Origin of the sequence: Bifidobacterium italicum, assembly GCF_002286915.1 — a bacterium.
Lineage (GTDB): Bacteria > Actinomycetota > Actinomycetes > Actinomycetales > Bifidobacteriaceae > Bifidobacterium > Bifidobacterium italicum.
Map to the genome: position 1 here is coordinate 1 of NZ_MVOG01000045.1, position 12,711 is coordinate 12,711.

The following is a 12,711-nucleotide window of genomic DNA, read 5'->3' on the forward strand; positions in this document are numbered from 1 at the left end:
TCGGCGGTGATCGTCCGTGAGGGTTCCGAGGTGTGGCTGTATGTGATCCTGTGGCTGATGATGATCGCCGCGGCCGCGAGCTGCCTCGGCATGATCGTCTCATTGGTCGGCTGGTTCGCGGGACGGCGCCGGCGCGGGAATGCCGATGATGCGCCATGGCGGCAAAGCGACCTGTATGTGGACGGGGATGATTGGGAGCTGTGGGATGTGCAATGGCGGCGAACGGGCGGGCGGATCGAGGTGGAGTACGGTGTCGCCAACTGGTTGCCGGGACAGCATGAGTACCGCAACGATTTCATCCGCGTGTTCCAGCGCGGCATCGGACTGGCGGAGGAAGGCGGCCGCGTGTCGCGTGTCCTGCTCAAGGGCGCCGAGATTCGGTTCATGCAGACCTTCCTGGCGCGGGACGGTTCGACGCCCGTCATTCAGATCGATCCGTCATACATGGAATAAGGAGGAGAATCGTGCCCTTGAGCATTATCGCAGCGGCGGCCTGGTTCGTCTTGTGTTCGGCGATCGCGCTGTCTGAGGCCGATCTGGCCGTTCACATGCATGACACGGGACATCCGGGAATGTACCGGTTGTATATGCTTGCCGCCCTCGTACAGGCCGGTATGGCGGGCGTGAATCTCATCATCGCCCTCAGCGGAGGATACGCGCAATCGATATGGCTCTCGACATGGCTCTATTGGGGGCTCGCTGCAACCCTGTGGGTGCTGTTATTACTGGCGCGGAAAGTTGAGGACGGCCCGGCTTGCGACCCGGAGCAAGGAAGGGAATCATGATGGAGGAGCACATTACGAATACGGATCCGGCGGCGCGCATCGTCGCCATGGCGATGGATGCGGGCAGGGGCGGTGAGGCGTACTTGTTCGATCTGCGGCAGGATGGCGAGGAGTTCACGCTGGGCCTATCCACGGTGCTCGCGTGCCTGCGGTTCGCCGAACTGGAAGGCGCGGTGCCGCGCGTCAGCATCGCATGGTGGGGGCGCGCCGCGTCGATCGTGTGTGATGGGGGTGTGTTCCGCAGGCGCATGCGCACAGAGCGGCCGGTGTCCAAGAATCCGGGTGTGTTGCCCGAAGCGCGGCTGAGGCGAGCGGGCGTGTTCGGGCATAATGTCGATTCAGCGCATGATTGCATGGAGGTGTATGAGTTTCGTATGCGTCGTCATGGGCGTGATTTCACGATGGGGTTGACCTTGGTCCTTACGTGTCTGTCATTTGCGGAGCGGCAGGGCGTAGTGTCGCAACTGCCCCCGGGGTGGTGGCTGGGCATCGAGCGTACCTATGGGTGATGGCGGGAGGAATGCTCGGCGGCGTCGCATTCATCGTTGCGCGACGGGTAGAATTGGCTATTGCTGACGGCAGTGAACGAAGGGATGTGGGCCATGGACGTATTCAAGACGCATGTGCGGGAATTGCTTGCGATTCCGATCAGCGATGAGAACTTCGGCCAGTACACTGGCCTGCGTCCGCCCTTTGTGTCGGTGCATGCGGATAATAAACGCACGTTCCTTGCGATATGCCCCGAATGCGACAATCCCATCCAGCTGGTTGGCCTGTTCCGTAATCAGGAGGATGCCGCAGGCAGACCTTATGGCAGGCATGTGCGTCATTCGGTCCCGAACCTCGCACGCTACGACGAGGATGAATACCTGGCATGCCCATACGCCGATCCGCGATACCGCAAGGATGATGGGCGGCGTCCGGTGAATAGCCCTAAAGGTGCCATGCTGCGCACACTCATGCGTGACAGGTTCGATCTGATCGTCGCGGACTGGGAACGAAGCGCCGGAATCCACATGAGCGTCGATTACGCACGCAGGATGCTGGAGGGATGGAAGGTGAACAGCGGATGGCTGTATTATGTGGCGAACATGCATAATCTGCCGTGGATGTTGTTCTTCGCCGCGCCCGCACAACCGCTTGTGGGCCGTTGGATTCGGAAGGGGAGCGGATTGCAGCGGAAGCTCGAGACGCTGGATAGGGTGCGTCTCGGCGACGTGGCGCCCTGGTACGTGCAAGTGTCCAGGGTGGGGAATGCATACCTCGACCTGTCCTTTCTGCTATGGCACCGGCGCATCGTAATCCGTGACGAGCATGCGGAGGAGACGTTCCTCCTACGCATCCTGCTCGACGGAAAGCCCGTCGGACGAGACCTGCTTGTACACGCTGATGGAAGGTATTTGGAAGGGGCCCACTCACGCCGCGGCCAACGGTTGCTAGCAGTGGCAGACGAAGTGCTGGGGCATGTTCGGCCATGATCTACTGCACTGTGAAAGGTGCTAATTCGACACGGATATGAGATACTGCCGAGGGCGTCGAGAAATTCGGTTAGATCCGTGTGAAGATCATCGGGGGCTTCCCCGCCGAGAGATTCCGATAGCCTTATCTTTCCACTGGAGAAATCACGCTGATGCGGGAAGTGTGTCCGCATGTAGGACGCGAGCGGCATGCCTTCGGTATTGCCGACGCGTGCCAATCGGTCAACGTATGCCATGATTGTGTAGCGTAGTTCTGGAGATGCGTATTTTTGTCGTGATAGGTTGCCTGGGAACATTGTCGTATCCAGTGCCTTGTCGAAGTTTATGGCTGCGGCGGATAGCAGCGACGGGTCAACCGGCGCAGCGGATAACTGCATACTTAGGTCGTCTGCGGCGTCTATTACGTCCTGTGCGGTCTTCAAGCTGTATTGCCGGAAGCTGAACGCAGCGGGATAGAAGACGCCCAATACGGCTCCCGCAAAGAAGGACACGATCGTGTTATTCAGGAAATAAGACAGAGGAATGCTTGCAATGACAAGCACTACGGCATACATGAACCATGATAAGGCCATCAGATATACGAATGATAGGCAGGAAGCCGATAGCCAATAACGTTGCCCCATGCCAATTAGTTGCGCCATGATAAAAGCGCATGATCCATATAGGAGTGCGGCGGCAAGGATGGTGATGATTGATGACGGCCCATCAGAAACTGTGCTGGTGCGGAACAGGAGCAGCATTATGATAATGACTGTTGACGTATAGAATGGAAGCAGTTTGGCGCATCGTATGACTAGCCGCTCAGAATGTACTATTTCCCAGGAATCCGATGGGTAGCACATGATCAGGATCAGAATGGATATCAGAATGCACACAATTGAGAGAGTGTGTGAAGCTATAGTAAGTACCATCTGAGTAGATGATTGGGTACATTTATATAATAATAAAGCAATAATTGCAGGTATCAATGTGAATAGATTGAGGAGAAACCTTTTTATTGTGTACTTATATTTCGTGCTATCTGTATGAGATGTCTGATCTTCCTCTTTTTCCCATGCCTTTTCGGTATGTTTCCTCGACCATGATGATAAAGAAATCACCCATCGTATGCCTCCGGCGTTCGTCGCGGCGCTCGTCTGAAAGAGATCATGGCTCTGCTCGATGACGGTGGAATGCTGGATGCGTGACAGCAGTGGATTTGGCATCTATGCCTCCTTGAGTTAAGCCAAGTATTGCATCTGGCCTACAGGTTCGCCATGAAGCCACGCGACCTGCTGGGAAGGTGCGGCCCGTCGCGCAGCACATTCTACGCCAACAGGAAGCGTCTGGGCCGGCCCGAGCGGGACGGGTGGCTGCTCGATCCCGTCCGGCGGGCGTTCGAGCAAAGCCGGGAACGATACGGATACCGGCGTATATGGCGCATGCTGCGCGACCAGGGCATACGCGTGTGCGCCCGGCGCGTCATGAAGCTCATGACCGGGCACGGCATCGTCCCGAAGCTACGGAGTCGCAGGCGCTACAGCTCGTACTCGGGAGAGCACACGCCCGCGCCCGCCAACATCGTCAGGCGGGACTTCCATGCGCAGAAGCCCAACCGGCTGTGGGTCACCGACATCACCGAGTTCCGCATCGGCGCCAGCAGAGTCTACCTCAGCCCGGTCATCGACTGCTACGACGGGATGCCCGTGGCGTGGAGCATCGGCACCAGCCCGACGGCCGAACTGGCCGACACCATGCTCGAGCACGCATGCGCCACCCTGGCCGACGGCGAGCATCCCATCATCCACTCCGGACTAGGGAAGCCACTACCGCTGGCCCGAGTGGATCCGCATCTGCGAACGCCACGGGCTGACGCGTTCCATGAGCGCCAAGGGCTGCTCGACGGACAGCGCCGCCGGGGGCTTCTTCGGCCGATTGAAGCAGGAGTTCTACTACAACCGGGACCATCAGGATGACAGCATTGACGAATTCGTCGATGCTCTGGAATCCTATCTGGTCTGGTATCGCGACGAACGCATCAAGACCGAATACGGCATGGGCATCCGCCGACACCGACAAGAACTAGGGCTCATGGCATAATCAAGAACAGCGACAACGCAGTCCAAGATTTATGCACCACCCCCAACCTCAACTCTTAATTGAACACAAACAGGTTGCGGCTGCACGGACGCCACGCCAACGGTATGCGGGGCTAGCCGCCGGCGGCTAGCCCCGTGCTGGGATGGTCAGGCGATGGCGCATGCATGGCCCCGTCCGGGGTTGTGCATGCGCCGGAAGGCGGTGGCCTGGTTCCCGACTGTCACGGTATGGTCGGGAACCAGACCACCACATGTTTGTCGGTACCGGCGTTCACCTGTTCGGACAGCGATCGGCGTGCCGCCCTTCTGGCGTCTCTCATGGTCTGCGCGTTGTGTCGTGGTGCTCCGTTGCGTCGCTCTGCAGTGAGGGGTCGTGTGCGCGTGGCGGTGTGGATGCCGCGTAGAAGGCGGCTTCGACGATTAGGAAGATCACGCCGGCCACGAGGAGGGAGGCCGCGATTATGCATGGGGCGTGCGCGCGTATGGCGCCGATGATCATCAATGTGCTCAGGACGCATGTCATGATCAGGGATGACCAGTGGGCGTTGGGGAAGTGCCGCCATGGTCTGCGCCGGTTGGTTTCGATGATGTCATGTATGGTTCCGTTGTTCTTTGCCATGATGGGCCTTTGGTCAGCAGCTCACCCATGTCCTCAACCCATCTGCGCCGGCTGTGCATACCGCACCGGCCACGGCGCCTCCAATGCCTGCGGTGAGTCCCCCTACGCCAAGCCCAAGGGGAAGGCAGACCATGAGAGCCCCGCCGGTGCCGACCAGCCATTGTGCGAACTTGTTGTTGGTGCACCCGCGCCTGCGGAACGGCGTGTCCGGTATCACGGTGAGATGATGGTTGTGGGAATCGTACGCGACCTTGTACCCCTGTGGCGGCTTCGCTTCGATTGTCGCGACGGGCGAGCCGTTGGTGTTTCTGATGATGGCGGTGTCACCTTCGACCTCGACTGTATCCCCTTCTAGGAGGTTCAGGTCGAGTCCCCGCCCGTCGTCCGCGACGGAAACGGTGCGGCCTGTGATGGTCTGTGAGGCGTTGTCCGGTACGTGTCCTTCGTCCGCGTATGCGTGGGTTGGGGCGAATCCGATGGCGACAATCGCCAACAGCGCGAGGACGACGCTTATTGGCCCATGCATTGTTCGTGACTTGTGGTTGTTCATGATGTGCTCCTTTGCATGTTCGGCCGGAGACGATGTGTCCGCCCTGCCTGGGGGTTCCCTATGTTATGGGAATGGGTGGCGCGGTTCGTCGTTGAAGCCGATTCCATCGTAGGGCTTTGGGGCTGTGTTTTCCTTGGGCAGGGGACAGCATGTCGTCCACTGTTCGCGTGGCGATTAATGGTCTGTGTGTTTGACGGCACACCGTGCTTTGTCGGTTTTACTGATTTCGGTATTTCGGTAGATACTCTTGGCGGCCTGCGTATGCCGTCGGTTCCGGTGTTTGTGGCGGATGTTTCGAATAGTCCGTTCGGGCCGAACGCTTGGAAGGCCGGTTCTGGAAAATGCGTCCATGCTAACGTGCCGCCCGTGTCAACTGATACGGGTCTATAATGTGGATATGTTCACCAAGGGGAAGCGTTTGGATTGTTTGTTCGTGGCAGGCATGGCAGCAATGATCGTTCTGTCGATCATGCTCATGGAATGCTGCGATTGGTTCGGGGCCGGATCGGCTCTGTCGGATGAGGGTTATAATTGGGGTGGGTTTCTTTTTCTTGCCTGCCTTATTTCGTGCGGAATACTGGTTGCAGTATTACGCAACTGGAAGGAAACAGAGCATAGCGCTTGCTATCTTCTCGCCTATTTCATAATGGTCATGGATATCTCGTTCTGGGTCATGCCGCCGCTCATCGTGTCGTGCTCCCCTAAGATCGGTGGGCAGCACATGCCGGTGCCGGACAACGTCTCCGCCATGTCGTGGAGCGTCTCCTTCGCAGTGGCGGGTTTCATCGTGAGCTGCGGAAAGATTCGTCGCCGCGCCTCCTCGTATGCTGCGTTGAGGATTGCCTATGGGTGGTATGGCATGCTTCTGTGCTTGGGGGCGGCCTGCGCGGCTTCCGCTTTGGGGGCCGAGTCGGACATGAGGCGTGTTATTGTCATCGCTGCTTTGGCCGTCATGATTGTTTGCTTCCTTTATATGATTCAGGGACTGATGCTTAGATATGGCACGGCCGTGCTGAACCGCACCAGTGAGATGCTGTGGGCGATGCACCTCCGGCGCAGGCAGTTCAGTGATTGGGAGATCCAAGCGGGATCGTGCTTCGCCGGGTTGGAGCACGGTTCCTTCTCCTCGATGCTGGACGAGAATCCCACTTTGGATGCTTGGTCTCTGGATCTGCGGCATGAGCTCGGCAACTATCTCAAGGGCCGCCGCTCCCATGCCCCCTTACGCTGGATCCCGGAATTGTTCGGTTTGAGCGTGGTCGTGCTTTTTATATGGAATGTCATGCAGTTGGATTGGGGAAACATGCGCAACCTGTATGCGATATTGCATGAATGGGTTAAAAGCACCGGGTTGCGACCTTATGAGATCGCAATGGCGATCGCTGTTGCGGCGTCATGCGTGGCGATCCCGTATAACGTATGGGCATACTATCTTGATACGCTTAGACGCTTGCGACGGTATTTCAAACACCATCCTCCGGCCGTGCATGCCCCGAAGGCCTAGTTGGGTTCATGTTTCGCCTGGCAGTTCACCGAAGCATAGGATTAGTGATATAATTAGTTATATAGTTATATAACTATGTGTCTTTTGGAGGTGGTCGCCATGCGGTTCGGCGACGTCGTTTCGTTCGCGTTGTATGCGGTCGTGGGGTTCGTGGTGTTCTCCGTCGTGGTCGTCGTCCTCGCCGATCCCGTCGGGTCCCTGCTCAAGGTCGGCCGGTGGGCGTGCTATGCGGGGATCGGATGGTTCCTGTTCCAGGGCAATTGGTTCCTGGTCGTGTTGTGCGGCATGGGAGCCGTCGCCCTGTATGTGCTCAAGCTGTTCAACGACGACCGGCGGGGCGTGGGCGGCGACTGACGGCCGCCGCCCACGTACGGCGGTGTGCGTCAGTCGCGCCGGAGCCGTGGGGTTTCAGCGGTTCATGCCGTGTGCGTCCTCGCTTGGTATGGCGTTCCAGGGTGCCGTCATGTCGAATGGTGTGGCATGCGTGGAGGTGTCTTGCCATATCGGAGTGAGCGCCTGCTCGTATCTGGCGTGCAGCACGCGCCTGTGGTACTCGCGTTGCCGTTCGTCCATGACGCTCAATCCGTATGCGCGCTCGGGGATGGCCGCCAGGATGTCGTCGAGATGGTCCGGGTCCCAGCGTTGCATGAACCTGTCGAGCGCCTGCACGCAGTCGTCGTCGCCGCTGCGCATGTATTCGAACGGGGCGATGGGGCGGCCGCGGTCGTCATGGTAGCAGGAGCGCACGCCGAGCGCGTCCTGTCGTATCCTGTCGGGGTCGTCCAATGCCCTGCCGATCGCGGCGGCGGTCTTCTTGTCGTTCAGGGAGTTGCCGTTGTCGTAGACGGGGGCGAGCGTGAACGCGTGTTCGCGTCCGTGGTCGATCAGCCCCCAGTCGGTGTTGTCGCGGTCGATGTTGCGTATGAACGCGTCGGTGACGAACATGTCCCAGAACCGTTCGACGACCCCCTGGGTGCCGGAGAGATCGGGCACCCTGTACAGCGCGGCCCGCGCGTCGGCGAGGTACACGATCCGCCGGCCGTGGGCGGTGCCGGGCGACGACGAGGGCAGGTCGTCCTCGTCCATGTAGTTCATGAGCTGCGCGAACTCGACGAGGCGTTCGCCGTCCGCGACGAAGTCGCGGCACGCGCACACGATCCTGCCGTCGCGCACCGCGAGCCTGGTGTCGTGCACGGGGACGCCGAGGGCCGAGTAGATGTGCGAACCGAGGTACTCGGACAGGGGCGCGGTGGTGTATGAGGGGACGGATCCGGCGAGGCGGCGCGTGGCCGCGGGGTATTTGAGCAGCCAGTCGTACCCGTCGGCCGTCACGCCGATCTTGCGTCCGGCTTGGCCGCCGTAGTAGCGGCGGGACAACGGTGCGCCCTCCATGTTCATGACCCGGTCCATGCCGTCCATGATAACCGGACGGCGCGGGCCGGCTATCGGATGCCGGCCGTGGAGCGGGATTGCTTGCAGGCATGCGGCGAGAATGACGCGGGCGACGGGAGGGGACGGGAAAGGCGCAACATCGGCATGCCGCCTCGCCTCGTAGTGGGGTGTGCGATAGACTGCGGAGCATGAGGCTGCACATCAATAACATCGGTGCCATCAGGGACGCGGACATGCGTCTGGAGGGCATCACCGTCCTGACCGGTGAGAACGGCACGGGGAAATCCACCGTATGCCGCACCTTGTTCGCCACGGTCAAAGCGCTGCGCAAAGGTCCGGACGACGTGCGCAGATCACGCCGGCGAAGCACCTATAACCTGCTTGTGGACTACCTCATGCGCGGCGACCATGCTTTTGAGGATATGCCTGAATCGTCCCTTTCGGAAACCGCGGACGCCTTGGTCGCCATGCTCCCCGAGCAGGTGGACCACTCGTCCGTCGCGGGCGTAATCGACCGGTCGCTCCCGTCGGATGGTCCCGATGACGAGGCAGAGAGGGCGCTCCTGATGGATCGTCTGCGCAAGCGCCTGTCGTTCAGCGACGAGGAGGTCCTCAGGCAATTGCGGGGCGATGTGCTGCGCGGGGAACACGTCTCCGGACGCGGCGCCCGCGGCGCTGACGGGTATGCGGAAGTGGAGTTCCCGGGGCGTCCCCTTACCCGGTTGACCGTGCAGGGCGATGCGACCGTCGATCCGCGCCCGGAGAATCCCCTGATGGGATTGACGACGGACGTGACCATGCTGGACGATCCGCGGCTGTTGGACAGGGCCGGCGTCCCCTCGTTCAGGAGCGCCTTCTGGGGGAGGGGGGACGCCCATGCGTCCGACCTGACCGAGAAGATACTCTCCCGGGGCGAGACGGATGCCGTCACCACCTTGGCCAACAACGATTCCATTGCCGGCGTGCTGAATGCATTGCGCGACCACGCGGGAGGCGACCTCATCGTTGACCGGTACGGGTTGAAATTCAAGGAGGACGGCCTCGGGCGCGATCTGGACATGCGCGACGTGTCGGATGGGCGCAAAACGTTCATCATGCTGCTGCAGCTGCTGTCCGACAACCGGGTCGGTGAGGATGACGTGCTCATCCTGGACGAGCCGGAAATCCACCTGCATCCCGCTTGGCAGCTTGACCTGGCGGAGATGCTGGTGGAATTGCGGCGCGCGTTCCATCTGACGATCCTCGTGAGCACCCACAGCCCCTATTTCCTCGAAGCGCTGCAGACGTACACCGATCATCAGGGGATGGCGGATGAAACGTCCTACTACATGATGCGCAGGCAGGACGGCGTGTGCGTGTGCGAGGACGTCACCCACCGGCTTGAACGGGCGTATGGGCTGCTTGCCGCGCCATTCGACCGGTTGGATGATGAGACGGGGATGCGATGACACGCGGCAAGAGCAGGCGCAGACCGCGCTCGTTCGCGCGGCTGGTGCGATCCGATCGGATGCTGAAAGCATGCCGCACCACGCTGCGTGCGGCGTCACGGGACAAGGACAATAAGCAGGAGCTGTCCGGGCTGGACGTGGACGCCGTGAACATGGACGCCGTAAAGACACGGTGGCTCAACCAGTGCGGATGCACCGACCATGTGCTGAAGTCATCCGACGCGCTTCTCGCGATAGGCGACACGGTGTACCTCATCGAGTTCAAAGCCGGCTCCCAGAAGAACGTCAAAGCGCATGATGTCCGGGAGAAAGCGATCAGCTCCCTGCTGGTGCTCTCCGACCTCACCGGATGGACCTGCAAGCAGATGCGGTCCCATGTCGAATACATGTATGTGCATCCTTCCCGGACCCGCATCGGGAATCGGGTGCGGGGCAAGGCGAAGGGCGATGACGGCGGGAACGAAGAGAAGGGGATCGCCGAGTTCCTGCGCCTCGCCGAGGGATCCCTGTTCCGCAGGGGGCACATGCTTTCGGGCACCGATTTCGATAAGTTCGTGAACCAAGCATTATTATGAGGACGCGGCCGGCGCTCATCGCTAGAGGCGAGCCGTGCGGCGCGTCGGCGGCGAAGCACACCTCCTCGCCCCACCGCCGCATCTCGATGGGCGCGGCGGAGCCTTCATGCAGGTCGAGCCGTTCGCGTTCGAGGATCGCGGATGCCCTGCGGGAGAGTTCGACCGCCTTCGCCGAGGCCTGGGTCTCGTTGAGTCCGACCGGTTCGTAGCCGTGCGTCCGCCAGTACGCTTGCCATGCGGCCGGGTCGTGCGCGCGCCCCGTGCCGGTCGGGTCGGCCGGCGTGCGTTCCCCGGCGCTCATCGGACGGCTCCGTGGACGTCGGGCGCGGCCGTCGGGACGGCGGGCATGTCCGGCATGGCGGCCAGCGCCGCGTCCCGCGTGTCGCCGGGGTCGTCGAACGCGGCGGTCCAGTCCCGCTCGCCGCCGAGGTACACGTCGCCGAGGTAGCCGGTCTGGTCCCATGTGCTCATCGTCGCCCCGTGTTCGTCGCGCCATTCGTGGCGGCGGTATTCGCGGATCTCGTACACATCGCCGGCGGCCCAGTCGTTGAGCAGGTCGAAGTCGTCCTGCGCGGTGCCGTATCCGGGCGCCGCCGCGACGACGAGCCGGGCGTCGTCGATCCAGAACTCGCCGGCGTCCCATCCCCGTTCGCGGTAGTCGTCCATGATGCGGCGCGCGGCCTCGTCGTCGAACGCCTGTTCGCTGGTGAGCTTCGTGTAGTTGACGCCGGGGGTGAGCCCGTCGAACAGGGCGTCGCGGATGGCGGCCCCGTGCCCGGCCGCCACCGCGTAGGGGCCTTCGCCGCCGCGCGCGTTGATCTGGACCACGGCGCACACGTCGTCCTTGTCCAGCAATGGGTTGGGTACGGGCTCCTTCATGTGGTCGAGCGTGATGACGCGGTCGTATGACGGCTGTTCGATGTCGTATACGCCGCTGAACGCCTTGAGCGTCTCCTCGTCGATCGCCATGGCGTCTCCTTTCGTCGGTCCTTGTGCGTCCCGGCCATTGTCGCATCCGTCGGCGCGGGGCGCGGGCCACCCCGCGGCACGCCGGACTTGCTAGTTAACTATATATCTATATAATTAACTATATCGGGGTTCGACCCGGTGGCGAGCCTACGGGCATATAGTTAGTTATATAGTTATATAGTTATATAGGTGCGTGTATGATGCCGTTCCGTATCCATGCGGCGTGCGCCGCGGAAGGGAGGCGACGATGATCGTCTCGGTGATCAATCTCAAGGGCGGGGTCGGCAAGACGACCACCGCGATGGCGTTGGCGACGCAGGCGGCGCGCGAGGGCGTGCCGACGGTGGTGCTGGACGCGGACTCGCAGTCCAGCGCGAGCCTGTGGCAGTACAACGCCGCGCAGGGCGGCTCTCCGCTGGGCTTCGAGGTGCGCAGCGCCAACATGGCCGACCTGCTGCGGCTGCGCGACGAGGGCCGGGACGGCCTGGTCGTCGTGGACACGCCGCCGACGGGCAAGGTCACGGACATGGCCAAGGACATGGCCGACTTCGTCGTCGTGCCGACCGGCACGTCGGGCATCGACCTGCAGCAGACGGGCGCCGTCGTCGACGTGCTCGAGGCGGCGGGCCGGCCCTACGCGGTGCTCATGGTGCGCGTCGAGGCGAACACGCTCGCCGCCCGCGCCGCGCGCGAGTACCTCGCCTCGCGGCGGGCGAGCGTGTTCGAGGCCGAGATCCCCAAGCGCAGCGACCTGTCCAACGCGTACGGGCAGCGCTTCGCGAGCAACCTGCACGGATACGAGGACGTGTGGCGCGAACTCAAGGAGGCAATGCGATGATCAAACCCGTCAGGAACCTGGCCCGCCCGCAGGGGCCGGCCGCGGCCCCCAGGCTCATGGACATCCAGGACACCGAGCGCAAGGGCGACGCCGGCGCGCCGGGCGAGCCGGAGGCGAGCGTGCTCATGGGGGTCAAGGTCCCCGTCTCGCTCAAGGCCGAGCTCAAGGTCGCGGCCGTCCGCTCGGGGCGCACGATGGCGTCCATCGTCGTGGACGCCATCCGGCGCGAGCTGGCCTCCATGGGCGAATAGCGCGCCGGGGGAGCGGGGCCGGGCGTCCGACGGGCGCCCGGCCCTTTGCGTCCCGCGGCGGCGACGGGGCGCGCCCGCGGACCATCCGACTATATATATAGATAATTAGTTATATAACTAGTTTGTTGCTTGCCGTCCGTCCGGGGCGGGTGGTCCGCGCCCCGGACGCGTCGCGCCGACAATGGACGCACGTTGTCCATCGGTTCGGCGGGAGGAGGCATCAT

General features: G+C 61.8%; 16 protein-coding genes. 12 read left to right on the plus strand and 4 right to left on the minus strand.

From position 1 onward, the window contains the following. Positions 1-57 precede the first annotated feature (57 nt). The 6 genes from B1400_RS08670 (at position 58) to B1400_RS09540 (ending at position 4,342) form a co-directional block, all read left to right on the plus strand. The gene (locus B1400_RS08670) at positions 58-453 is read left to right on the plus strand and encodes a hypothetical protein (protein WP_133064670.1); all 396 of its coding nucleotides are present in this window, start codon (positions 58-60) and stop codon (positions 451-453) included. A 17-nt stretch (positions 454-470) separates the two neighbouring features. Beyond that, complete coding sequence (locus B1400_RS08675) at positions 471-785, plus strand: hypothetical protein (RefSeq protein WP_162288210.1); 315 nt, start codon at positions 471-473, stop codon at positions 783-785. Beyond that, positions 782-1,294, plus strand: coding sequence for a hypothetical protein (locus B1400_RS08680; protein WP_095614002.1), 513 nt, complete (start codon positions 782-784; stop codon positions 1,292-1,294). The genes B1400_RS08675 and B1400_RS08680 overlap by 4 nt, the downstream gene beginning before the upstream one ends. A 93-nt stretch (positions 1,295-1,387) precedes the next feature. Further along, a complete protein-coding gene (locus tag B1400_RS08685; RefSeq protein WP_133064671.1) occupies positions 1,388-2,263 on the plus strand; it encodes a hypothetical protein in 876 nt (291 codons plus the stop codon). A 1,256-nt stretch (positions 2,264-3,519) separates the two neighbouring features. Continuing rightward, positions 3,520-4,218 (plus strand): IS3 family transposase, encoded by a 699-nt coding sequence (locus tag B1400_RS08690; protein ID WP_095614014.1) that lies wholly within the window; start codon positions 3,520-3,522, stop codon positions 4,216-4,218. Further along, positions 4,124-4,342 (plus strand): IS3 family transposase, encoded by a 219-nt coding sequence (locus tag B1400_RS09540; RefSeq protein WP_095614004.1) that lies wholly within the window; start codon positions 4,124-4,126, stop codon positions 4,340-4,342. The genes B1400_RS08690 and B1400_RS09540 overlap by 95 nt, the downstream gene beginning before the upstream one ends. Before the next feature lie 315 nt (positions 4,343-4,657). Here the strand turns inward: B1400_RS09540 and B1400_RS08700 are convergent, their stop codons facing one another. Further along, positions 4,658-4,960: a hypothetical protein gene (locus B1400_RS08700; RefSeq protein ID WP_095614005.1), complete on the minus strand. Its 303-nt coding sequence runs from the start codon at positions 4,958-4,960 to the stop codon at positions 4,658-4,660. Positions 4,961-4,973: 13 nt separating this feature from the next. Beyond that, positions 4,974-5,510 (minus strand): hypothetical protein, encoded by a 537-nt coding sequence (locus B1400_RS08705; protein ID WP_133064672.1) that lies wholly within the window; start codon positions 5,508-5,510, stop codon positions 4,974-4,976. 397 nt (positions 5,511-5,907) lie between these two features. On the opposite strand from B1400_RS08705, the gene B1400_RS08710 reads away from it, so the two are divergent. Both B1400_RS08710 and B1400_RS08715 read left to right on the plus strand, forming a co-directional pair. Beyond that, entirely contained in the window at positions 5,908-7,014 is a 1,107-nt protein-coding gene (locus tag B1400_RS08710) for a hypothetical protein (RefSeq protein WP_095614007.1), read from the plus strand. 99 nt (positions 7,015-7,113) lie between these two features. Then, entirely contained in the window at positions 7,114-7,368 is a 255-nt protein-coding gene (locus B1400_RS08715) for a hypothetical protein (protein WP_095614008.1), read from the plus strand. Positions 7,369-7,422: 54 nt separating this feature from the next. On the opposite strand, the gene B1400_RS08720 is transcribed toward B1400_RS08715, so the two are convergent. After that, the gene (locus tag B1400_RS08720) at positions 7,423-8,424 is read right to left on the minus strand and encodes a HipA domain-containing protein (RefSeq protein WP_157909666.1); all 1,002 of its coding nucleotides are present in this window, start codon (positions 8,422-8,424) and stop codon (positions 7,423-7,425) included. Between the two features lie 170 nt (positions 8,425-8,594). Here B1400_RS08720 and B1400_RS08725 point away from each other — a divergent pair, with 170 nt between their 5' ends. Together B1400_RS08725 and B1400_RS08730 are read left to right on the plus strand one after the other, a co-directional pair. Continuing rightward, positions 8,595-9,854 (plus strand): AAA family ATPase, encoded by a 1,260-nt coding sequence (locus B1400_RS08725; protein WP_133064673.1) that lies wholly within the window; start codon positions 8,595-8,597, stop codon positions 9,852-9,854. Beyond that, positions 9,851-10,429, plus strand: a complete 579-nt coding sequence (locus B1400_RS08730) for a hypothetical protein (protein WP_095614011.1) — start codon at positions 9,851-9,853, stop codon at positions 10,427-10,429. Before B1400_RS08725 ends, B1400_RS08730 begins: the two co-directional genes overlap by 4 nt. 297 nt (positions 10,430-10,726) lie before the next feature. Here B1400_RS08730 and B1400_RS08735 read toward each other — a convergent pair whose 3' ends face one another. Then, entirely contained in the window at positions 10,727-11,398 is a 672-nt protein-coding gene (locus tag B1400_RS08735) for a hypothetical protein (protein WP_095614012.1), read from the minus strand. A 247-nt stretch (positions 11,399-11,645) separates the two neighbouring features. Between B1400_RS08735 and B1400_RS08740 the strand changes: the two genes are divergently transcribed. Both B1400_RS08740 and B1400_RS08745 read left to right on the plus strand, forming a co-directional pair. Further along, positions 11,646-12,236: a ParA family protein gene (locus B1400_RS08740; protein ID WP_095614013.1), complete on the plus strand. Its 591-nt coding sequence runs from the start codon at positions 11,646-11,648 to the stop codon at positions 12,234-12,236. Further along, entirely contained in the window at positions 12,233-12,487 is a 255-nt protein-coding gene (locus B1400_RS08745; protein WP_033518316.1) for a hypothetical protein, read from the plus strand. The genes B1400_RS08740 and B1400_RS08745 overlap by 4 nt, the downstream gene beginning before the upstream one ends. Positions 12,488-12,711 lie beyond the last annotated feature (224 nt).

What these genes read in the sequence shown, in the direction of transcription:
- B1400_RS08745 (WP_033518316.1), top strand. Translation starts at nt 12,233, where the DNA reads ATGATCAAACCCGTCAGGAACCTGGCCCGCCCGCAGGGGCCGGCCGCG.
- B1400_RS08685 (WP_133064671.1), top strand. Translation starts at nt 1,388, where the DNA reads ATGGACGTATTCAAGACGCATGTGCGGGAATTGCTTGCGATTCCGATC.
- B1400_RS08720 (WP_157909666.1), bottom strand. Translation starts at nt 8,424, where the DNA reads ATGGACCGGGTCATGAACATGGAGGGCGCACCGTTGTCCCGCCGCTAC.
- B1400_RS08710 (WP_095614007.1), top strand. Translation starts at nt 5,908, where the DNA reads ATGTTCACCAAGGGGAAGCGTTTGGATTGTTTGTTCGTGGCAGGCATG.
- B1400_RS08670 (WP_133064670.1), top strand. Translation starts at nt 58, where the DNA reads ATGATGATCGCCGCGGCCGCGAGCTGCCTCGGCATGATCGTCTCATTG.
- B1400_RS08725 (WP_133064673.1), top strand. Translation starts at nt 8,595, where the DNA reads ATGAGGCTGCACATCAATAACATCGGTGCCATCAGGGACGCGGACATG.
- B1400_RS08735 (WP_095614012.1), bottom strand. Translation starts at nt 11,398, where the DNA reads ATGGCGATCGACGAGGAGACGCTCAAGGCGTTCAGCGGCGTATACGAC.
- B1400_RS08690 (WP_095614014.1), top strand. Translation starts at nt 3,520, where the DNA reads ATGAAGCCACGCGACCTGCTGGGAAGGTGCGGCCCGTCGCGCAGCACA.
- B1400_RS09540 (WP_095614004.1), top strand. Translation starts at nt 4,124, where the DNA reads ATGAGCGCCAAGGGCTGCTCGACGGACAGCGCCGCCGGGGGCTTCTTC.
- B1400_RS08705 (WP_133064672.1), bottom strand. Translation starts at nt 5,510, where the DNA reads ATGAACAACCACAAGTCACGAACAATGCATGGGCCAATAAGCGTCGTC.
- B1400_RS08730 (WP_095614011.1), top strand. Translation starts at nt 9,851, where the DNA reads ATGACACGCGGCAAGAGCAGGCGCAGACCGCGCTCGTTCGCGCGGCTG.
- B1400_RS08740 (WP_095614013.1), top strand. Translation starts at nt 11,646, where the DNA reads ATGATCGTCTCGGTGATCAATCTCAAGGGCGGGGTCGGCAAGACGACC.
- B1400_RS08715 (WP_095614008.1), top strand. Translation starts at nt 7,114, where the DNA reads ATGCGGTTCGGCGACGTCGTTTCGTTCGCGTTGTATGCGGTCGTGGGG.
- B1400_RS08700 (WP_095614005.1), bottom strand. Translation starts at nt 4,960, where the DNA reads ATGGCAAAGAACAACGGAACCATACATGACATCATCGAAACCAACCGG.
- B1400_RS08680 (WP_095614002.1), top strand. Translation starts at nt 782, where the DNA reads ATGATGGAGGAGCACATTACGAATACGGATCCGGCGGCGCGCATCGTC.